Below are 20,649 nucleotides of genomic sequence, written 5' to 3' on the forward strand. Positions count from 1 at the left end.
CACTGTTGGTCAGGTGATCGCAACGGTGGTCTTGGTGAGCCGCTCCGAGATCTGCCAGATGCGTTCGGCGTCGTCCGTGCTGCGCAGGCGGGAGTACAGCCGCTGTTCGGCGGGCGGGCCACCGAGGCCACCGAGGCCCCTGGGTCCGTAGAAGGCGCCGGCTTTGGCGTCGAGGTCGGTCGCGGCCATGAGCGCGGGCAACATCGCGGTCTCGACGGTGCCGAAGATAATGCCCCGGGCCGAGAGCGCACGGATCAGGCGGATGTTGCGGGCGTCTTCGTCGCGGCCGATCTCCGGGCGGGTGGCGAGGAGGCTGGTGGGGGCCACTCCGGGATGGGAAAGGTTGCTGGTGATGCCCCATCCGTGGGCCTTGCTACGTCGGTCCAGTTCGAGACCGAAGAGCCCGAACGCGATCTTGGACTGCCGGTAGGCGCGCATGCCGTCGTACTTGCGTTCCCAGTTCAGGTCGTCCCAGTTGATGGCGCCGCCGTTCGCGGCGACGCTGACCTGCGAGGTCACGCGGGCGCGGCCGGCGCGCAGCAGCGGGAGGATGTGGCCGACGAGGGCGAAGTGGCCGAGGTGGTTCGTGCCGAACTGCAGTTCGAAGCCCTCCGCCGTGGTCTGCCGGCTCGGCGGGGTCATCACTCCGGCGTTGTTGATGAGGATGTGGATGGGCTGACCCTCCTCGCGGAGAACGTCTCCGAGGGCCTTGACCGACTGCAGCGATGACAGATCGAGGCTGCGCAGCGAGACCTTCGCGTTCGCGACGCTTTGGCGGATCCGCGCGAGCGCGTTCTCGCCCTTGCGGGGGTTGCGGACGGGCATGAGCACGTCCGCGCCGGCCGCGGCGAGCCGCACGGCCATTCCCAGCCCCATTCCGTCGCTGGCACCGGTGATGAGCACGCGTTTGCCGGACAGATTCGGAATAGTGATATCGATCGATCGACGTGACATTGCTCTGCTCCTTGTTTTGTCGTCTCGGATCCACGGTCCCGGGCGGTACGGGGACGTTCCAGGGACTGCCGATCCATGGATGCGTAGGCCCCTCCTCATTCGACCGGAGAGTGGGATCAGCGGTCCGTGGTTGCCGTCGCGCGAGGACGGTAGAAACGAAGCAACACCGCGAGAAGAGGGAATGCCATGATCGATCGCGCTGGGCTGGCGGAGTTTCTCCGAAGTCGTCGGGAGGCGCTGCAACCAGAGGACGTCGGCCTCCCGCGCGGCCCCCGTCGCAGGACGAACGGGCTACGGCGTGAGGAAGTCGCGGCGCTGTGTCACATGTCGACCGACTACTACTCCCGGCTCGAGCGGGAACGCGGTCCGCAGCCGTCGAGCCAGATGCTCGCCTCGATCGCCCAGGGGCTGCACCTCTCGCTCGACGAGCGAGACCATCTGTTCCGCCTCTCGGGACACAACCCGCCCATCCGCGGCGGAGTCAGCGAGCACATCAGCCCCGGCCTGCTGCGCATTCTCGATCGCCTGAGCGACACTCCCGCGGAGATCATCACCGAGCTCGGCGAGACCCTGCGGCAGACCCCGATGGGCGTCGCGCTCACCGGCGACACGACCCGGTACACCGGGCCCGCCCGCAGCAGTGGCTACCGGTGGTTCGCCGACCCAGCCGTCCGGCAGCTCTACGCGCCCGAAGAACATCCGTTCCTCACCAGGATGTACGCCTCGGGGCTGCGCGAGATGGCCACCCTCCGCGGGCCCGGCTCCCGAGCCGCGCACCTCGCTGACCTGCTCCTCGCCCGCAGCGAGGAGTTCCGACGGGTGTGGGAGGACCACGAAATCGGGATACGCCCGCACAAGGTCAAGCACTTCGTTCACCCCGAAGTCGGAGCCCTGGAGCTGACGTGCCAGAGGCTGGTCGACCCCGACCAGGCCCACTCGCTGCTCGTCTACACCGCCATTCCTGGCAGCGAGAGCCACGACAAACTGAACCTGCTGTCCGTCATCGGCACACAGACCCTTCGCTGAAGAATCGCGGATTCGACCATCGGGGTGTCGAGATACGGTCGGTCTGTTCGTCATCCTCTTGTTCGCCGACGAGTGTCGCCGCCGCGGGGTGTTCGTCTCAGGGCATCCCCTGCAGGGCGAGCACACCGCCACGACCGTCAGCGTGCGGGACGGCCGGACGCTGATCACCGACGGCCCGTACGTCGAAACCCACGAGCACCTCGGCGGCGCCTACGTCCTCGATGTCTCGCGTGGACAGTCCGGACATCGTGAAGATGCTGCTGTACCGGCCTGGCTTTCTCAGCTGTCCGCTGCTGGAGCTCACCGCCGACGCGATGCGCGGGCCGTCGTACTGGACCCCGGCGGAACGCGAATACCTCGCGATGTGCACCGCGCAGCTGCACCAGTGCCCGTTCTGCAGGCGCGGCGCTGCGCAGCTTCGCTGCCGGCCGGAACGCGCTGGAGCAGAGGCTCAGTCACGCTTAGAGGTTGCGCGGATAGGGCGACAGCCCCTATCCGCGCAACCTCTTAGGCGATCTCGGGCATCAGGTGGCGCAACTCCGCGGGGAGTTCCGGCAACCGGTCGCCGGCGACCTGGTCGGCGATGTTCTCCAGGGTGGCGAGTTCGTCGTTCGTGAGCTGGATGTCGATCGCGGCGGCGTTCTCCTCGAGGCGGGCCCGCTGCTTGGTACCCGGGATGGGGACCACGGTCAGGTCGTGAACCTCGGATCGCTGGAAGAGCCAGGCGAGCGCGATCTGGGCAGGAGTCGCCCCGCGGGCCTCTGCCAGCCGGTGAACGGGAGCGAGCAAGGCCGCGTTGTGCTGTACGTTCCCGGCCGCGAAGCGTGGGAACATCCGGCGCTCGTCCTCAGCGGCCAGCTCGGCTGCGGTGGCATGGCTACCGGTCAGGACCCCGCGCCCGAGCGGAGCGTAGGGGACGAATGCGATGCCCAGTTCCGCGCACGTGGGGACGACCGCGCTCTCGACGTTGCGGTAGAACAGGTTCCACTCGTTCTGGACCGCCGCGATGGGGTGCACCTGCTGTGCGGCGCGCAGCTGAGCGGTGCCCAAATTGGACAGACCGATGTAGCGGATCTTGCCCGCGGCGACCAGCTCGGCCATCGCGCCGACGGTTTCCTCGATCGGCACGTTCACGTCAGGCAGGTGCTGGTAGTAGACGTCGATGTGGTCGGTGCCGAGACGGCGCAGGCTCGCCTCACAGGCTTCGCGGACGTACTCGACGTCGCCTCGCACGCCGGTCGGCTGCTTCGTCTCGGGGTCGAAGACCCCGCCGAACTTGGTGGCGATGACGACCTCGTCGCGTGGCACGGTGGTCAGGAACTCGCCCAGCAGCAGCTCGTTGGCGCCGTGACCGTATGCGTCGGCGGTGTCCCAGAACCGCACCCCGATGTCGAAGGCACTGCGCAGCACGGCGGTCGCCTGGTCGCGGTCAACGGGACCGTAGCCGTCGGTGAGGTTCATGCAGCCCAGGCCGAGAGCCGAGACCATCAGGTCGGTGCCGGGCAGCTTGACATCACGCATTTCTCGGGTCCTCCAGTATGGTCCGTAACCGGGACATCGGTCCCGCTTGATGGCGACGATACGGGATGGCCATCCCGGTTGTCGAGGATCGAGGGAGACTTCGTGCGTGCCGACGCCAAACGCAATCGCGACCGGATTCTGACGGCGGCGATCGAGGCCTTCGCGACCGAGGGACTGTCAGTGCCGGTCCACGAGATCGCCCGCCGCGCCGGCGTCGGCACCGGCACGGTCAGCCGCCACTTCCCCACGAAGGAGTCGCTCTACGACGCGATCATCCTGCATCGCCTCGAGCAGCTCGTCGACCGAGCACGCTCGCTGGCCGAAGCAGAGGAACCCAGCACGGCATTCTTCGAGTTCTTCAAGTACATGGCGGATGCGGGCGCCACGGACCACGGGCTTGCCGACGCCCTGGGCGGCGGAGGCTACGATGTCGCAGCCTCCGCCGAACGCACCGGATACGACGTCATGGGCGGAATGCGTGACCTGCTCACCGCAGCACAACGCGCGGGAGCGGTGCGCGACGACGTCGATGTGGTCGACGTGAAAGCCCTCATGACCGGCTGCCTGGCCCGCGAACGCGGCGCCACCGACGCCGCGGCACGCAGCCGGATGATCGAAATCGTGTGCACGGGTCTGCGCGCTCACCGCTGAGAAGCTGAACTAGGCCTTGTGCACGGGTTCGAAGGTGCGCAGGCGGAGGCTGTTGGCCACGACCAGCACCGAGGACAGCGACATGGCGGCGCCGGCGATGAGGGGGTTCAGTACCCCGCAGGCGGCCAGCGGGATGGCGGCCACGTTGTAGCCGAAGGCCCACACCAGGTTGCCCCGGATAGTGGCGAGAGTGCGGTTGGCCAGTCGGATGGCGTCCGGGATCACACGAAGGTCATCGCGCACGAGGATCATGTCGGCCGAGCGGACGGCGATGTCGCTGCCCCGCGCCATGGCCATGCCCAGGTCAGCGCTGGCCAGTGCGGGACCGTCGTTGATCCCGTCGCCGACCATGGCGACCCTGGCGCCCTGCTCGCGCAACCGGTCGATGGTGCGGGCCTTGTCCGCGGGCAGCACGCCGGCGAGGACCTCGTCGATGCCGATGTCGTCGGCGACGGCACGTGCGGCGGATTCGTTGTCGCCGGTCAGCAACACCGTCCGCAAGCCCATCTCGCGCAGCACGTCCACGGCAGCCCGCGCCGAGGGCTTGACTTGATCTCGTACGACGAGCGCGCCTACGACTTGGTCACCGGCGGCCACGAGGACGGCTGTCTCACCGCGGCTTTCCGCGGCGCGGGTTCGTTCGGCGATGTCGGCGGGGATGGCCATGCCTCGTTCGGCGAGGAGCCTGCTGTTGCCGACGACCACGTGCACGTCGTCGACGATCCCTTCCGCACCGAGGCCGGGCAGCGCCGCGAACTCGCCGACCGCGGGCAACTCGGGGAGCTCGGCCTGTGCGGCCGCTGCGATTGCGGCGGCGATGGGATGCTCGGAGCCCGATTCGACGGCACCGGCGAGTCGCAGCAGCTCCTGCGGCAGTACGCCGACGGCTGGACGGGTTGCCACCACAGCCATGGAGCCGGTGGTCAGCGTGCCGGTCTTGTCCAGGACAACGGTGTCGATGGCGCGGCTGGCCTCCAGTGCCTCCGGCCCTTTGATCAGAATGCCGAGCTGGGCGCTCCGGCCGACGCCGACCATGAGCGCGGTCGGTGTCGCCAGCCCGAGCGCGCAGGGGCAGGCGATGATGAGGACCGCCACAGCGGCCTGGAACGCGGACCGCGCATCCTGGCCGAGCAGCAGCCACACCGCCAGTGTTGCGATGGACAGGCCGACCACGACGGGGACGAACACCGAGCAGACTCGATCCACGAGCCGTTGCACCGCGGCCTTGCGAGCCTGCGCTCGCTCTGCGAGTGCGGTCATCTGCGCTAGCTGGGTGTGTGTGCCGATCTGGGTCGCGCGAACCAGGAGCCGGCCGGTCTGGTTGAGGCTGGCGCCGATCAGGCGGTCACCCACCGTCACATCGGCTGGCACCGGCTCGCCGGTGAGTGCGCTGACGTCCACGCTCGACCGGCCCTGCTCGACGACTCCGTCGGTGGGAACCGCTTCGCCGGGCTTGACCACGATGAGGTCGTCGACCACCAGCTCGCCGATCGGGATCATGTGCTCGTGACCGTCGCGCAGCACGCGAGCGTCCTTGGCGGCCAGTCCATCCAGTGCGTGCAGCAGTTCGTTCGCGCTTCGCCGCGACCGGCTTTCGAAGTACCGTCCCGCCAGCAGGAACGTCGTGACGCCCGCGGCGACGTCCAGGTAGATCGCGTCCGCGCCAGGGGCTGTCGGACCGAACCCCACCCAGTAGCCGGGCTCCTGCCCGCCGGCGATCATCGCCCACACCGACCAGAGGAACGACGCGAGCACGCCGAGCGACACCAGCGTGTCCATACTCGCCGAACCATGCCGCAGGCCCCGCCACGCGGCTCGGTGGAACGGGAGGGCCGACCAGAACACCACCGGCACGGCGAGCGCCACACACAACAGCTCCCAGCCGGGGAACCGCCAAGCGGGCACCAACGCGAGGCTGATGGACAGGTTGCCCAGCGGAATGGCCAGCAGAGCGGCGACCGCGAGCCTGCGGCGTAGATCGCGAACCCGCTCGTCAGCGCTCTCGACGCCGACGGCGTCCCTGACCCGCGCGGTGTAGCCGAGCTGGGTGACGCGCTCCACCAGCATCGTCGCGTCGGTGTCGCCCCTGACCTGGACCGTGGCCCGCTCGGTCGCGTAGTTGACCGAAGCCGTCACCCCGGGCAGCTTGTTCAAGCCGCGCTGTACCCGGGCCGAGCACGCGGCACAGGTCATGCCCGTCACCGTCAGTTCGACCGTGCGGGTGGTTTCGCGGTGTTCGGGTGCGGCGGTAGATGTTGTCATCGTCACCTCGTCCTCGTCAGCCGATGTCGAAAGGTGGTGGCCGACAGGGGCATGGCGAGGAGCAGCAGCGACTGTACTTGGGCATCGACACCGACGTTGCCGAGGGGCCCGCGGAACTTTCGCGGCGCTGCGCGCGACTACCTGTGTGGTGGTGCCGACAGGTGCGTGGCGGTCAGCTCGCGTTGCCTTGTTGTCGCAGTGTCGCAAGCAGTTCTTCGCGGGCTCGCGCCACGCGCGAGCGGATGGTGCCCACCGGGCACGCGCAGATCTCGGCCGCTTCGGCGTAGCTGTAGCCCAGGATCTGGGTCAGGATCAGCGCTTCCCGGCGTTCGGTGTCCAGTTGGTCGAGCAGCAGCTGGATGTCGACGGCGCCTTCGAAACCACGTTCGCCCGCCGAGGCCTGCTCGGCGATGGTCTCCCAGTCCTGACCGGACGTTCGAGGCCGAGCCGATTCGCGGCGGATGTTGTCGATGACGACGCGGCGAGCAATCGTGAGCAGCCAGGTACGGGACGAGGAACGGCCTGCGAAACGCGGTAGTGCGCTCACCGCGCGCAGGTAGGTCTCCTGGGTCAGATCGTCGGCTGTGTTCATACCGTTGAGGTGCACCAGGAAGCGCCAGACGTCGGCCTGGGTGGCTCGCACCCAGGCCTCGAACGCGCTGTGGTCACCGCGTGCGGCGGCGAGGGCCAGCTCGGTGAGCTCGTCCTGGTCACGACGTCCACGAGGTTTCACGTTCCGGCACAGTAGCCGAAAACGCCGAGGAACTCGGCAGCCCCTCCATCCGACTCATAGAACGTGGACTGCTCCAGCTGTTGGGAAGCCCTGTCGGCGCGCCTTGACAACGAAGACGAACACCTCGACTCGACGAGTGTGGATCGGCACCTGGCTTCCTGCTCGTCGTGTCGCCTGAGGTGGGAACAAACCGCCCGGTTGCACCGCGCGATGCGCCTCGCCGCGGCACCGCCTGTGCCGGATCTGAGCGATCGGATCGTCGCTGCCGCCGTGCTGCCACGGCGCGAACGCTGGGGTGCGCGAGTGGCGCTGGCAATTGTGGCGCTCGCCCAGGCCGGGCTCGGTTTCGGGCAGCTACTCGGCACGAGTGCCACCCACGCCGGTCATGCTGGAGTCGGTGCCGTACATCTCGGCAACGAGAGTGCCGCGTGGAACCTCGCGGTCGGGATCGGTCTGTTGTGGGCGGCGCTGCGTCCCGCCTCCTCGGGTGGACTTCTGCCTGCATTGACAGGATTCACCCTCGTGCTCGGGGCAGTATCCGCTTCGGACCTTTTCGGCGGCGCCGTCACAGCGGGACGCGTCCTCTCGCACGGCATCATGCTCGCCGGGCTCTGCCTGCTTTTCGTCGTGCATCGGCAGAACCGCGCCACCGCGGGCCCGGCGCCGTCGCATGCGGCCCCCGAACCGGAGCTCGAGGACCAAGCACCGGTGTACGGCAATCTCGCCCGGCTGTTCACGCCGGGAGCCGGGATTGCTCGTCGTGCCACGGGGCATGACCAGGACCGGAGTCGTTCCGCTTCACCGGCGGCCTGACCTTCCAACGGGATTCCTCTGTCCACATGAGAGCGGATGCATGAGAGTCGACGACAACACGCGCGTTGAGCGCGCGACCGGGCAGCCCTCGGCCTGGGCTGTGTTACGGCCGTTGCTGCTGAGACTGCATTTCTACGCGGGCGTGTTCATCGCACCGTTCCTCGTCGTGGCCGCGCTGACGGGTCTGCTGTACGTGTTCACCCCGCAGCTCGATGCGGTGGTGTACGACGACGTGATCCGGGTCGCCGACCAACCGGGATCGTTGCCGCTGGCCGAGCAGGTGCGCGCGGGCATGGCCGAGCGGCCGGGGGACACCGTGCTCGCCGTGCGCCCCGCCACGACGGGAACCGACGCGACGCAGGTCATCTTCGAGGCACCGGACCTCGCCCCCAGTTACCGGCGGACGGCCTTCGTCAACCCGCATACCGCCGAGGTGACGGGTGTCCTGGAAACCTACGGCAGCGGGCAGGCGCTGCCGATCCGGGCCTGGGTCGACAACCTGCATCGAGGGCTGCATCTCGGCGATGCCGGACGGCTGTACAGCGAACTGGCCGCGAGCTGGCTGTGGGTCGTCGCGCTGGGCGGCCTGGCACTGTGGATCGGCAGACGCCGCCGTACTCTCCTTCGACCCGAACCCGGCGCCACGGGACGGCGCAGAGTGTTGTCCTGGCACGGCTCGACCGGTCTCTGGATCAGCCTGGGACTGGTGTTCCTGTCCGCGACAGGACTGACCTGGTCGCAGTACGCAGGCGACAACATCGGTGCCCTGCGCTCCGCGCTGGCGTGGGGGACACCCGCCGTGACCACTCAGCTGTCCACACCGGACTCATCCGCGGTGGATGCCGGGATCGACCGCGTCGTCGACACGGCGCGCGCCAACGGCCTCGCGGGGGAAATCGAAGTCGTCCCACCGGCGAGCGCGGGCGATGCCTACGTCGTCAAACAGGTGGGTAGAACATGGCCCACTCAGCAGGATTCGGTGGCGATCGACCCCGCGACCGCCGAGGTGGTCGAGACACTCCGCTTCGAGGACTTCCCGCTCATGGCGAAGCTGGCCCGATGGGGGATCGACGCACACATGGGTCTGCTGTTCGGCTGGGTCAACCAGGTGATCCTGGTCGTGCTCGGCACGGGGCTTCTCGGCATGATCTTCTGGGGCTACCGAATGTGGTGGCTGCGCCGTCCGCGCCGGGACACGACTGCGTGGTTCGGCAGACCCCCCGACCGCGGCACCTGGCGCCGTGTACCCGGAAGGATTCTCGCGCCTCTGCTCGTCGCCGCGGTGTTCATCGCCTACTTCGTGCCGCTCCTCGGTGCGTCGTTGGTGGTCTTCCTCGCGTGGGATGCGTTCCTGGGTTGGCGAACACGAAACCGGCGGGAGATCGCGTCGTGATCGAGTCGTCTCTGCTGCGCTGGATCTTGAGCGCACTGTTCTTCGCCACGACCCTGTGGTGTGCGCGCGTCCTGGTCCTGCCGTCGGTTCGCCTGACATTCCGGGTGGACGCGATGTGGCACGCACTCATGGGTGCTGCAATGGTGGCGATGATCTGGCCTTGGGGCATGACACTCCCGACGACACCGCAGGTCGTGGTCTTCGTCGCGGCGTGTGGGTGGTTCTTCGCGCGCACCGTGTTTCGACCCGGCGACCACTCGATGCCCAGGCTGGCCGAGGCACACCACGCCACCATGATGGCCGGCATGGCGTGGATGGTGGCCACGATGCCGAGCCTGATGGACTCCCCAGCGCCCGGACCGGGAGGCGGCCATCATCACGCACTGGCAAGCGGCACCAGCACAACGGCCCTAACCGATGAGCTGGCCGCCCCCGTCGCGTTGACAGCCGGCCACCTCGCCCTCGGGCTCGTCTTCGTCATACTGAGCCTGCCCTGGCTCGCACGGGCACTCGACCTTGGTCGCGGTTCCCCTGGTCTCCGCCCGGCGGCCGTCGACCACGCCAGCCACGCCGCGATGAGCTTCGGCATGGGCGTCATGTTCTTGGCCACCGGGTGAACGTTCGGGCGCTGGGGACCATCGCCGCCGCGGCGGGGCCGAGGAAACAGACGAGGGCACAGGCACCGAGGACGGTCGTGGTGCCGAACGCGTCGATGGCGGGGGCGATCAACGCCAGGCCGAGCGGGGCGAGACCGTACGACAGCAGGAAGTCCAAAGAGGACACCCGGCCGAGTTTGCCGGGCTCGACCTCACGCTGGGTGGCGGTGAACCACGGCACGTTGAACAGCTCGATCCCGACCCCCGCAATCACATAGGCGGCCAGCACCACGGCGGGATGCACGGGCAGCAGGAGGCTCAGCGGAGCGAAGCCATAGCACGCCAGCCCGGTCAACGCCGCCCACCCCTGGGCCCGAGGCCGCCACCGCGCGACGATCAGCGCCCCGGCGAGCGCACCGACAACGTAGGCGGTGGTCGCACCGGCCAGAACGGCCTCGCTGCTGTAGCGGTCCCTGCTGACCATGGGCAGCACGACGCCCGTCGCGGAGTAGCCGGTCGCGATCACCGCGGTGAGCGCACCCAACCCGGCCAGGAACCAGGGGTGCCGGCGCGCCTCACGAACCCCGTCGGCGAACTCGGCGAAAAAGGCGACGCGGGCCTGTTCGCCAGCCCCCGTTGCTGTCCCGGCTGGGGGAAGCAGCGCGGCGATGAGCCAGAACAAGCCGATACCGAGCAGCAGCGCGCGGGTGTCGAAGACCGTGGCCAGCAGCGCGGTCACCGCGGGCGCGACAAGCGTGGTCACCCGCACGGCCAATGTGATCGCGGCATTGGCTTGCCGGCGCCGTGGCTCGTCGACGACCTCGGCGGTCAGCGCCTGGAACGCGGGCCGGCACGCACCCTGCCCTGCCCCGGCCACGGCCGCCGCGCTGACCATCAATGGCACGGACCAGTCCAGGCCGAGCGCGATCACCGGCGTGGCGACGGCGGCGGCCAGCCCGGACCAGAGGACCACCCTCCGGCGGGGGTACCTGTCAGCGAGGACCCCGCCGACCGGGACCGCGGCGAGGAAGCCCACCGTCCGCGCCGCCAGCACCAGCCCCAGCTCCCCCGGACTGAGCACGCGGTCGAACACCGCGAGCCCCAGTACGAACGGCAGCGCCCAGGTCGCCAGCCCGGAGGCGGTGGTGGCCGACCACAGCCGCACGAAAGCCACCTCGCGCAGGATGGTTCGCCGCGGGATGCGGCTCCCCTCCGGGGATGACACATTCATCACCAGGAAAGGGAACCACCGGTCTGGTACTCCGTGACCCTGGTTTCGAAGAAGTTCTTCTCCTTCTTCAGATCCATGGCCTCCGACATCCACGGGAACGGGTTCTCCGACTCGCCGAAGATCGGCGCGAGCCCGATCTGCCGGGCGCGGCGGTCGGTGATGAAGCGCATGTACTGCTCGCACAGCTGCGCCGAGAGGCCGAGCATCCCGCGCGGCATCGTGTCACGCGCGTAGGCGACCTCCAGTTCGCAGGCCTCGGTGAGCATGCCGCGCACCTCGGCCTGGAACTCCGGCGTCCACAAATGCGGGTTCTCGATCTTGATCTGGTTGATGCAGTCGATGCCGAAGTTCAGGTGGATCGACTCGTCGCGCAGGATGTACTGGTACTGCTCGGCGATACCCACCATCTTGTTGCGCCGCCCGAGCGAGAGGATCTGCGCGAACCCGGTGTAGAACCACATCCCCTCGAACACCACGTAGAACGCCACGAGGTCCCGCAGGAAGTTCTGGTCGGTTTCCGTGGTGCCGGTGGCGAAGTCCGGGTTCTCCAGGTTCTGGGTGTACTTCAGCGCCCACGCGTCCTTCTCGGTGATGGACGGGACCTCGCGGTACATGTTGAACAGCTCGCCCTCGTTGAGGCCGAGGCTTTCGCAGATGTACTGGAAGGTGTGGGTGTGCACGGCTTCCTCGAACGCCTGGCGCAGCAGGTACTGCCGGCATTCGGGGTTGGTGATCTGGCGGTACACGGCGAGCACGATGTTGTTGGCCACCAAGGATTCCGCGGTCGCGAAGAACCCGAGGTTGCGCTTGAGCATGAGTCGCTCGTCCTCGGTCAGGCCGTCCCGGGACTTCCACAGCGCGATGTCGGCCTGCATCGCGACTTCGGTGGGCATCCAGTGGTTGCTGCACGCCGCGAGGTACTTCTCCCACGCCCAGTGGTACTTCAGCGGCAGCAGCTGGTTGACGTCGGCGCGTGCGTTGATCATTGCCTTGTCGTCGACGTCGACCCGGCCGCCGTCACTGTCGATCAGGGTGGTCACTTCACTCGTCGTCACTGGCAGGCCTCGCAGTCGGGGGCGTCGATGCGGCAGGCCGCCGCGTCGGTGGCAACGGCGTTGAGCTTGCCGTCGGTGCCGCGCAGGGTGCTCTTCTCGACGCTCGTCGCGGCACGTGCCCGCAGGTAGTAGGTGGTCTTCAGGCCCTTGTGCCAGGCGTAGCGGTACAGCTCATCGAGTTTGCGGCCGCTGGGCGCGTCGATGTAGAGGTTGAGCGACTGGGCCTGGTCGATCCACTTCTGCCGCCGCGACGCCGCATCCACCAACCAGCGGGGCGCGATCTCGAACGCCGTTGCGTACAGCTGCTTCAGATCGGCGGGCACGCGGTCGATGTCGCCGAGGCTGCCGTCGAAGTACTTCAGGTCCGACACCATCACCTCGTCCCACAGCCCGCGTGCCTTCAGGTCGCGCACCAGGTGTGGGTTGACCACGGTGAAGTCGCCCGACATGTTCGACTTGACGAACAGGTTCTGAAACTGGGGCTCGATCGACTGGGCGACGCCGCAGATGTTGGAGATCGTCGCCGTGGGCGCGATCGCCATCACGTTGGAGTTACGCATCCCGATGGTGCGCACCCGGTCCCGCAGTGTTTCCCAGTCCACAGTAGACGTCGTGTCCACGTCGAGCGCGTCGCCGCGGCGTGCGTCGGCGAGCAGGCGCAGTGAGTCGATCGGCAGGATTCCCTGGCTCCACAGCGATCCCTCGAAGGACGCGTACTGTCCACGCTCAGCGGCAAGGTCGACCGAAGCCGAAATGGCGTAATACGACAGGTGTTCCATGCTGCGATCGGCGAACTCGACCGCAGCCTCCGACGCGACCGGCAGGCCCAGCTCGAACAACGCGTCCTGGAAGCCCATCAGGCCAAGGCCAACAGGGCGGTGCCGCAGGTTGGAGCGGCGCGCCTCGGGAATCGTGTAGAAGTTGATGTCGATGACGTTGTCGAGCATCCGCACGGCCGTGGTCACGGTGCGCTGAAGCCGCTCGACGTCCAAACCCCCGCGTGTCACGTGCTTGGCCAGGTTGACCGAACCGAGGTTGCACACCGCGACCTCGTCCCGGCTGGTGTTGAGGGTGATCTCCGTGCACAGGTTGGACGAGTGCACCACCCCCGTGTGCTGTTGCGGCGAGCGCAGGTTGCACGGGTCCTTGAAGGTGATCCACGGATGCCCGGTCTCGAACAGCATCGTCAGCATCCGCCGCCACAGCTCGACCGCCCGCACCCGCCGGAACACCTTGATCTCGCCCCGGTCGGCGGCTGTTTCGTAGGCGCGGTAGGCCTCCGCGAAGGCGTTGCCGTAGAGATCGTGCAGGTCCGGGGTCTCGTCGGGGGAGAACAGCGTCCACTCGGCGTCGGCCTCGACGCGGCGCAGAAACTCGTCCGGTACCCAGTTCGCGGTGTTCATGTCGTGCGTGCGGCGCCGGTCGTCACCGGTGTTCTTACGCAGGTCCAGGAACTCCTCGACGTCGATGTGCCAGGTCTCCAGATACGCACACGCCGCGCCCTTGCGCTTGCCACCCTGGTTGACCGCGACCGCTGTGTCGTTGGCGATCTTGAGGAAGGGCACCACGCCTTGCGACTGCCCGTTGGTGCCCTTGATGTGCGCGCCGAGACCGCGCACCGGGGTCCAGTCGTTGCCGAGACCGCCCGAGTACTTCGCCAGTAGCGCGTTGTTCTTGTACGCCTGGAAGATCGACTCCAGATCATCGTCCACAGTGGTCAGAAAGCACGACGAAAGCTGCGGCCGCGTCGTGCCCGAGTTGAACAACGTCGGCGTCGAGGCCATGAACTGATGCGACGAGAGCAGCTCGTAGAACTCGACCGCGCGGGCCTCGCGGTCGTCCTCCCGGATCGCCAGGCCCAACGCAACCCGCATGAAGAACGCCTGCGGCAGCTCGAACCGCGTCCCGTCGTGGTGCAAGCTCTGTCCACCCAGGGGGGCGGCCCCCTGGAACCCCCGGAGAAGATACCGGTCGTACAGGGTCTGCAGGCCAAGGAAACCGAAGTCGAAATCGCGCTCCGGGCGGATCGCCGCGCTCACCCGGTCAAGGTCGAACGTCGCCAGCTCGGGATCCACCAGCCCCAGCTCGATCGCGCGGGCGAGGTAGTCGCGGAAGTGACCGGGGTAGTCCAGCTCGTCGTGGCCCGCCTGCCGCGCCGCGCCCGCCAGGTAGCTCAGCGCCTCACCGCGCAGCTTGTCCAGCAGCAGCCGGGCGGTGACGAACGAGTAGTTCGGCTCCCGCTCGACCAGTGTGCGCGCGGCCATGATCAGTGCCGTGGCCAACTCGTCGGCACCAATGCCCTCGTAGACGTTGCGCTTGGCCTCCGCCAGCACCGGCTCCGCCGACACGTCGTCGATCCCGCCGACGGCTTCCGCCACGACGTGCTCGACGCGGACCCAATCCGTCCGGGCAGCAGACATAGTCACACTGAGCGTCAAAGCTCTCTCCTCGCGAGCTCGCACCGGACCCGGCGCACGAGCACCGGGCGTCCGCACGCCGGGATGGCGTGCGGGCCGGTGGCAGGTCTTCGGACTCGCGGGCACCCACCGTGACACGGTGGACCTACTGGCCGTCGCTTCCCAGACACTCCGTGCCCAGTGCTTCTTGACGGCGGTCGTTCCCACTCACCGCTGCGGGGCAGTCCCGGACTCACACCGGGTTCCCTCTTGCCTCGTCCCAGCCGCAACCGACCAAAACGAACCACCAGCACGGGAGACACTACATGTTGTGCCATTCGCACCTGGAGACCCCATACCGTGTGGGCGTGTTACCACCCAGCTGGGTGAGTCGCCGACGTCGGCGAGTCGTTGCGCACCAGCACGGACCGGGCGAGCATGGATGGACACCACAGCAGGAGGGATCCCGTGGAGTTGACGCGTTCCGGCGACAACGCCGGCAGGCGGGACCGCGCGCCGTGACCGCGCCCGCAGTCCAGGTGCGCTACGGCGAAGCCCGCGGGCGCTGGGTGTTGCTGGCCATGGTCCTGGGTTCGGGTCTCACGTTCATCGACTCGACGGTGGTCAATATCGCACTGCCCAGCATCGGCCGCAGCTTCGGCGCCACCACCGAAGATCTACAGTGGACGATCAACGGCTACACGCTCAGCCTCGCCTCGCTGATCCTGCTCGGTGGCTCGCTCGGCGACCGTTTCGGCAGGCGGCGGATCTTCCTGTTCGGCGTAGTCTGGTTCGCCGTCGCGTCGTTGCTGTGCGGGCTCGCGCCCACGGCCCCGATCCTGATCGGCGCGCGTGTGCTTCAGGGCGTCGGGGGTGCATTGCTCACACCCGGGGCACTCGCCATCCTGGAGGCGTCGTTTCGGCCAGACGACCGCACGAAGGCAATCGGCGCCTGGTCCGGGCTCGGGGGCATTGCCGGCGCGATCGGGCCCTTCCTCGGCGGCTGGCTCGTCCAGGTCGCAACCTGGCGGCTCGTCTTCTTCATCAACATTCCGCTCGCCGCCATCGTCGTGCTGGCCGCTGTGCGACATGTTCCAGAGTCCCGTGACCCCCAGGCGGCCCAGCACATCGACGTGCTCGGCGCCGTCACCGGCGCACTCGGCCTCGCCGGGCTGAGCTACGGCTTCACCGCCTGGCCGGCACTCGGCGTGTCCTCACCCGTCGTGCTCGGCGCATTCGCCATCGGCATCGCCGGCATTGTCACGTTCGTGCTCACAGAACGCCGCTCGGAGCATCCGATGCTGCCGATGAGCGTGTTCTCCTCACGCGCCTTCACCGCCGCGAACCTGGTGACCTTCGCCGTCTATGCGGCGCTCGGCGGGGTGTTCTTCCTCGTCGTGCTCTACCTCCAGGTGGTCGCCGGATTCACCCCGATCCAGGCCGGGTCCGCCCTGCTGCCGGTCACCGTACTGATGCTCCTGCTCTCCGCCCGCTCCGGCGCGCTCACGCAGCGCATCGGTCCGCGCATTCCCATGACGTTGGGGCCGATCGTGTGCGCGTGCGCGTTGGTGCTGCTCTCGCGCATCAGCGCCGATGTCGAGTACGTGCGTGACGTGCTCCCCGGGGTGGTGCTTTTCGGCCTCGGGCTCTCGCTGACGGTCACACCACTGACCGCGACGGCACTCGACGCACTTGACGAGCGGTTCGCCGGCATCGCCAGCGGCACCAACAACGCCGTCGCACGCACAGCCGGCCTGCTCGCCGTGGCCGTGCTGCCGCTCGCGGCGGGAATCGGCTCCGGCAGCCTCACCGACCCGACCGCCCTCGCCCCCACCTACCGCAACGCGATGCTGATCTGCGCAGGTCTGCTCCTCGCCGGTGCTCTGACCGCATTCGTGGCCGTCCCTGGCAGGCTGCGAGCGAAGCCACCGCGGAAGGTGCCCGAGCGGTACCACTGCGGTGTCATCGGTCCACCTCCGGCAGAGCCACGGCAATGACCCCGGTCAGTCGCGGGCCGGGTCCACCCCGAACTCGTCGGCGATGTCGTCGAGCATCGCGTGGGCACCCTGCAGGCTCACCGAGGTGTACCAGGTGTCGTCGTTGACGTTCGCGATCTGGCCGGTCAGCCTTCCCCACAGCGGGTTGGACTGGAACTGCGCACGCGGGTCGGCGGCATCCTGCGTGTCGTCGGCGTAGGTGGAGACGTAGATGTGGTCGGCATCGAGCTCGCCGATGTTCTCCTGGCTCAGATCGGTCGCGATCTTGCCCTGCGCGTTCGGCTGACCTTCCGGCCGCGCGAGCCCGACGTCGGCCAGCACGATGCCAGGGAACGACTCGGCACTGTAGAGCCGCACGGTCGCCTCACCCTCGATGAAGCGCACCAGCGAGTACGTCGGGGTACGACCGAGCTTTTCCTCGATGGCCTCGCCGATCTTCCTCGCGCGCTCCTCGTAGGTCCCGATCTTCTGCTCGGCGAGAGCCTCCTTGCCGAGCGCTTCTCCCAGCAGCCGGATGTTGTCCTTCCACGTGGCTCCGGTTGTCTCACTGAACACCGTCGGGGCCACATTGGACAGTTCGGTGTAGATGTTCTCGTGCCGGATCTTGGCTGAGACAATGAGGTCCGGCGCGATGTCGTAGAGCTGCTCGATGTCCGGGCTGGCGAGTGCGCCGATGATCCGCGCGTCCTCGCCGTACTGGGCGTCCCCGCCGAGGTAGTCGGGCAGCGCGTCGTAGGACGGGTACTTGGTGTACGCGACGACCTCGGTCTCCAGCGCCAGCGCGGCGTCGACATAGCTGGAGTCGAGTGCCGCGACGGTCTGGGGTGGACTCTCGATGGTCGTCTCGCCCATCGCGTGCGCAATGGCGCGGGGGAACCCACTCTGCGTGCCGGACCCAGCGCCCGTTTCCGCCGGTTCCTCGTTGCTCGGCGAACAGGCGGTCAGCGCGAAGCACACGGCGACGCCTGCGGCAACGGCCGCGCGCCACGAAGAGGACAGACCCATCATCGGTCACCTTTCAGTCGGTTAGGCTACCCTAACGGCCACTGGGACCCTAGATGATCGGGTACGTCACGACAGGAGCGGGTAGATGCGCACGAGGCTCGCGAGCGTGCGCAGGCGACGCGTCCTCGCCCTGTGCGTGCTGCTGGTGCTCCTGGCCGCGATGAGCGCGCTCAGCCTCGCACTCGGCGCCAACCCGGTTCCGCTCGAAGCCGTGTGGCAGGCGCTGGTCCAGCCCACCGGAACCGAGCACGACATCATCGTCCGGTCCCTGCGCGGACCGCGCACGGTGCTCGGCATCCTCGCCGGGATCGCGCTCGGCGTGGGGGGCGCGCTCATGCAGGGGCATACCCGCAACCCCATTGCGGATCCCGGTCTCCTCGGTGTCAACCAGGGCGCGGCCTTCGCGATCGTGCTCGCCGTCGTGGTGTTCGGCGTGCAGGGCGTCCACGGGTTCATCTGGTTCGGCTTCGCGGGCGCACTGCTCGCAGCGGTGGTGGTCTTCCTGCTGGGCGCGGTGGGCGGCCGCGGCACGACACCGGTGACACTGGCGCTGGCAGGCGCCGCGGTGAGCGCCCTGCTCTACGGCCTCATCTCGGCGATCGTGCTCGCCAACCGGCAGGGCATGGAGACGTACCGGTTCTGGCATGTCGGTTCCATCGCCGGGCGCGACCTCGCGGCGGCAGGCCAGATAGCGCCGTTTCTCGTGCTCGGGTTGCTGCTCGCGCTGACCAACACACCAGGCCTCAACACGCTCGCGCTGGGCACGGACGTCGCCACCGCGCTGGGGCGCAACATCCGGCGCACGCGCATCCTCGGCATCCTGGCGATCACCCTGCTCGTCGGTGCCTCGGTGTCGGCATGCGGCCCGATCGCGTTCATCGGGCTCATCGTGCCGCACGTCGCCAGGGTGATCACCGGTCCGGACTACCGGTGGCTGGTGCCATGTGCCGGCCTGCTCGGCGCGGTGTTGTTGCTGGCCGCCGATGTGCTCGGCCGGGTCCTCACCGGCGACAGCCTCGAAGTCGGGATCATGCTCGCGTTCGTGGGCGCCCCCATGTTCATCTACCTGGTGCGCCGGAAGGGCCTGGCACGGATATGAGACCGGTTCGCGACATCCCGCCGGTGCCCGGCCGCCGGGTGCTGCTGGTGGGACCGGCGGCGTGGACGTTCCGGCCGCGAACCATCGTTGTACCGGCCATCGGCGCGCTGCTGCTGGTGCTCGTCGCCGCATTGAACATCGCGCACGGCAGCTCGAACATCGGCCTGCTCGACGTGCTGCGCACGCTGCTCGGCGGCGGCGACCGCAGGGAGAACGGCATCATCTTCGACCTGCGGCTACCCCGCACGCTTGCCGGAGTACTGGTCGGCGCCGCGTTCGGTCTCGCCGGGGCGATCTTCCAGACCATCGCCCGCAATCCGCTGGCCAGCCCGGACATCCTCGGTATCACCTGGGGCGCCGGGGTGGGTGCGGTCGCCCTCATCGTGCTCGGCGGAACCGGTGGACAGACCAGCGGGCTGGTGGCCGAACTCGGCGTGCCGCTGGCCGGCCTGACCAGTGGGATCGTCACCGGTCTGTTGCTGTACGCGCTGTCGTGGCGGCGCGGCATCGACGGCTACCGCATGGTGCTCGTCGGCATCGGGCTGTCGGCGGTGGGCTACAACCTCGTCTACTGGCTGCTCACGGTCGGCGACGTGGACGACGCCACGCGCGCGACGACCTGGCTGGTGGGCAATCTGGCCGGTGTCGGCTGGGCGGCGATCGGGCCGACCGCACTTGCGCTGGCCGTGCTCGTGCCGGCGACTCTGGTCTGCGCGCATACCCTGGGCGGGCTGCAGTTCGGTGACGACACCGCGCGCGGCCTCGGCATCCGGGTGAGCACGGCGCGTGGCACGCTGCTGTTGCTCGCCGCCGCACTCGCCGCCGTCGCCACCGCAGCGGCGGGTCCGATCACGTTCGTCGCGCTGGCGAGCCCGCAGATCGCGCTGCGGCTCGCCCGCACTGCGCAGCCACCCCTGGTCGGCTCGATGGTGCTCGGTGCGCTGCTCACCGTGAGCGCGGACCTCACCGTTCGCCTGGTGGCTCCGGACCTGCCCGTCGGCGTGCTGACCGCCGTGCTCGGCGCCCCTTACCTGATCTTCCTGTTCGTCCGTGGTCGAAGGGGTGCACGCGCATGAGCCAGACGCGGTTGCGGGCCGAAGGGCTCCGGCTCGGTTATGGCGAGCGAACCGTGGTCGACGATCTGGATCTCGACATCGTCGAGGGTTCCATCACGGTGATCATCGGCCCGAACGGCTGCGGCAAGTCGACGCTGCTGCGCGCGCTGGGCCGGCTCCTCGCCCCACGCGCGGGCGCCGTGCTGCTCGACGGCAAACGGATCGACAAGCTCCCCACGCTGGAGGTCGCCCGGGTCGTCGGGCTGCTGCCGCAGGCGCCGAGCGCGCCGGAGGGGCTGACGGTGGCCGATCTGGTCTCCCGCGGCCGCCACCCACATCAGCGCTGGTACCGGCAGTGGTCGGCCGCCGACGAAGAAGCGGTGTCCCGTGCGCTGGCCATGACCGGAATGGACGAACACGCCGCCAGGGTGGTCGACGAGCTCTCCGGCGGCCAGCGACAGCGGGCCTGGATCTCGATGACGCTCGCGCAGGACACCGCGCTGTTGCTGCTCGACGAGCCGATCACCTATCTCGACCTGGCACATCAGGTGGATGTGCTGGATCTGGTGCACCGGCTGCACACCGAGCGCGGCACGACGGTCGTGATGGTGCTGCACGACCTGAACCTCGCGGCCCGCTACGCCGACACGCTCGTCGCCATGCGCGATGGACGGATCGTCGCGCAGGGTCCGCCCGCGGAGGTGCTCTCCGAGCAGCTGATGTCGGAGGTGTTCGACCTCGACGCGAAGGTCTTGTCGGACCCCGTCGCGGGCACACCGCTCATCGTCCCGATCAGCGCGCATCTGCGTCAGTCCGCGGACTGACGGCGCGCACTACGCCTTCGCAGAACTCGTGCGGGCAG

The 20,649-nt window shown here is 68.5% G+C and carries 17 protein-coding genes, 2 pseudogenes and 1 riboswitch; of the genes and pseudogenes, 11 read left to right on the plus strand and 8 right to left on the minus strand.

Annotated elements, in window-relative coordinates; translation table 11 throughout:
* Positions 1 to 9: 9 nt before the first annotated feature.
* Positions 10 to 954, minus strand: coding sequence for an SDR family oxidoreductase (locus ABZ863_RS22690; protein ID WP_358538897.1), 945 nt, complete (start codon positions 952 to 954; stop codon positions 10 to 12).
* A 186-nt stretch (positions 955 to 1,140) separates the two neighbouring features.
* On the opposite strand from ABZ863_RS22690, the gene ABZ863_RS22695 reads away from it, so the two are divergent.
* Both ABZ863_RS22695 and ABZ863_RS22700 read left to right on the plus strand, forming a co-directional pair.
* Positions 1,141 to 1,980 (plus strand): helix-turn-helix transcriptional regulator, encoded by an 840-nt coding sequence (locus ABZ863_RS22695; protein WP_358538899.1) that lies wholly within the window; start codon positions 1,141 to 1,143, stop codon positions 1,978 to 1,980.
* 61 nt (positions 1,981 to 2,041) lie between these two features.
* Positions 2,042 to 2,203, plus strand: a pseudogene (locus tag ABZ863_RS22700) (YciI family protein); the annotation flags it as partial.
* Positions 2,204 to 2,487: 284 nt separating this feature from the next.
* Here the strand turns inward: ABZ863_RS22700 and ABZ863_RS22705 are convergent.
* A complete protein-coding gene (locus ABZ863_RS22705) occupies positions 2,488 to 3,501 on the minus strand; it encodes an aldo/keto reductase (RefSeq protein ID WP_358538902.1) in 1,014 nt (337 codons plus the stop codon).
* A 102-nt stretch (positions 3,502 to 3,603) separates the two neighbouring features.
* On the opposite strand from ABZ863_RS22705, the gene ABZ863_RS22710 reads away from it, so the two are divergent.
* Complete coding sequence (locus tag ABZ863_RS22710) at positions 3,604 to 4,152, plus strand: helix-turn-helix domain-containing protein (protein ID WP_358538904.1); 549 nt, start codon at positions 3,604 to 3,606, stop codon at positions 4,150 to 4,152.
* 9 nt (positions 4,153 to 4,161) lie between these two features.
* On the opposite strand, the gene ABZ863_RS22715 is transcribed toward ABZ863_RS22710, so the two are convergent.
* Both ABZ863_RS22715 and ABZ863_RS22720 read right to left on the minus strand, forming a co-directional pair.
* The gene (locus ABZ863_RS22715) at positions 4,162 to 6,414 is read right to left on the minus strand and encodes a heavy metal translocating P-type ATPase (protein WP_358538907.1); all 2,253 of its coding nucleotides are present in this window, start codon (positions 6,412 to 6,414) and stop codon (positions 4,162 to 4,164) included.
* 172 nt (positions 6,415 to 6,586) lie between these two features.
* Positions 6,587 to 7,147, minus strand: a complete 561-nt coding sequence (locus ABZ863_RS22720; RefSeq protein ID WP_358538909.1) for a sigma-70 family RNA polymerase sigma factor — start codon at positions 7,145 to 7,147, stop codon at positions 6,587 to 6,589.
* A 63-nt stretch (positions 7,148 to 7,210) separates the two neighbouring features.
* On the opposite strand from ABZ863_RS22720, the pseudogene ABZ863_RS22725 reads away from it, so the two are divergent.
* The 4 genes and pseudogenes from ABZ863_RS22725 to ABZ863_RS22740 all read left to right on the plus strand — a co-directional run.
* A pseudogene (locus ABZ863_RS22725) lies at positions 7,211 to 7,309 on the plus strand (zf-HC2 domain-containing protein); the annotation flags it as partial.
* 48 nt (positions 7,310 to 7,357) lie between these two features.
* Positions 7,358 to 7,960 (plus strand): hypothetical protein, encoded by a 603-nt coding sequence (locus ABZ863_RS22730; protein ID WP_358539113.1) that lies wholly within the window; start codon positions 7,358 to 7,360, stop codon positions 7,958 to 7,960.
* Between the two features lie 40 nt (positions 7,961 to 8,000).
* The gene (locus ABZ863_RS22735; protein ID WP_358538911.1) at positions 8,001 to 9,353 is read left to right on the plus strand and encodes a PepSY-associated TM helix domain-containing protein; all 1,353 of its coding nucleotides are present in this window, start codon (positions 8,001 to 8,003) and stop codon (positions 9,351 to 9,353) included.
* Positions 9,350 to 9,970: a DUF5134 domain-containing protein gene (locus tag ABZ863_RS22740; RefSeq protein ID WP_358538912.1), complete on the plus strand. Its 621-nt coding sequence runs from the start codon at positions 9,350 to 9,352 to the stop codon at positions 9,968 to 9,970. Before ABZ863_RS22735 ends, ABZ863_RS22740 begins: the two co-directional genes overlap by 4 nt.
* On the opposite strand, the gene ABZ863_RS22745 is transcribed toward ABZ863_RS22740, so the two are convergent.
* From ABZ863_RS22745 to ABZ863_RS22755, 3 genes are read right to left on the minus strand one after another with little or no spacing between them, the layout of a single operon-like run.
* Positions 9,948 to 11,180, minus strand: a complete 1,233-nt coding sequence (locus tag ABZ863_RS22745) for an MFS transporter (protein ID WP_358539106.1) — start codon at positions 11,178 to 11,180, stop codon at positions 9,948 to 9,950. The genes ABZ863_RS22740 and ABZ863_RS22745 overlap by 23 nt on opposite strands.
* A complete protein-coding gene (locus ABZ863_RS22750) occupies positions 11,180 to 12,220 on the minus strand; it encodes a ribonucleotide-diphosphate reductase subunit beta (protein WP_358538914.1) in 1,041 nt (346 codons plus the stop codon). Before ABZ863_RS22750 ends, ABZ863_RS22745 begins: the two co-directional genes overlap by 1 nt.
* Positions 12,221 to 12,231: 11 nt before the next feature.
* Positions 12,232 to 14,673: a ribonucleoside-diphosphate reductase subunit alpha gene (locus tag ABZ863_RS22755; RefSeq protein ID WP_358538917.1), complete on the minus strand. Its 2,442-nt coding sequence runs from the start codon at positions 14,671 to 14,673 to the stop codon at positions 12,232 to 12,234.
* A 62-nt stretch (positions 14,674 to 14,735) separates the two neighbouring features.
* A riboswitch (cobalamin riboswitch) is annotated at positions 14,736 to 14,955 on the minus strand.
* A gap of 194 nt (positions 14,956 to 15,149) precedes the next feature.
* On the opposite strand from ABZ863_RS22755, the gene ABZ863_RS22760 reads away from it, so the two are divergent.
* Positions 15,150 to 16,628, plus strand: a complete 1,479-nt coding sequence (locus tag ABZ863_RS22760) for an MFS transporter (RefSeq protein ID WP_358538920.1) — start codon at positions 15,150 to 15,152, stop codon at positions 16,626 to 16,628.
* A 6-nt stretch (positions 16,629 to 16,634) separates the two neighbouring features.
* Here ABZ863_RS22760 and ABZ863_RS22765 read toward each other — a convergent pair whose 3' ends face one another.
* Positions 16,635 to 17,636 (minus strand): iron-siderophore ABC transporter substrate-binding protein, encoded by a 1,002-nt coding sequence (locus tag ABZ863_RS22765; RefSeq protein ID WP_358538923.1) that lies wholly within the window; start codon positions 17,634 to 17,636, stop codon positions 16,635 to 16,637.
* Positions 17,637 to 17,718: 82 nt separating this feature from the next.
* On the opposite strand from ABZ863_RS22765, the gene ABZ863_RS22770 reads away from it, so the two are divergent.
* The 3 genes from ABZ863_RS22770 to ABZ863_RS22780 are packed head-to-tail and all read left to right on the plus strand — an operon-like array spanning position 17,719 to position 20,611.
* The gene (locus ABZ863_RS22770; RefSeq protein WP_358538925.1) at positions 17,719 to 18,732 is read left to right on the plus strand and encodes an iron chelate uptake ABC transporter family permease subunit; all 1,014 of its coding nucleotides are present in this window, start codon (positions 17,719 to 17,721) and stop codon (positions 18,730 to 18,732) included.
* Positions 18,729 to 19,808, plus strand: coding sequence for an iron chelate uptake ABC transporter family permease subunit (locus ABZ863_RS22775; protein WP_358538928.1), 1,080 nt, complete (start codon positions 18,729 to 18,731; stop codon positions 19,806 to 19,808). The genes ABZ863_RS22770 and ABZ863_RS22775 overlap by 4 nt, the downstream gene beginning before the upstream one ends.
* Positions 19,805 to 20,611 (plus strand): ABC transporter ATP-binding protein, encoded by an 807-nt coding sequence (locus ABZ863_RS22780; protein ID WP_358538931.1) that lies wholly within the window; start codon positions 19,805 to 19,807, stop codon positions 20,609 to 20,611. Before ABZ863_RS22775 ends, ABZ863_RS22780 begins: the two co-directional genes overlap by 4 nt.
* Positions 20,612 to 20,649 lie beyond the last annotated feature (38 nt).

Source organism: Saccharomonospora sp. NPDC046836 (genome assembly GCF_040645195.1).
In the GTDB taxonomy this organism is placed as follows: domain Bacteria; phylum Actinomycetota; class Actinomycetes; order Mycobacteriales; family Pseudonocardiaceae; genus Prauserella_A.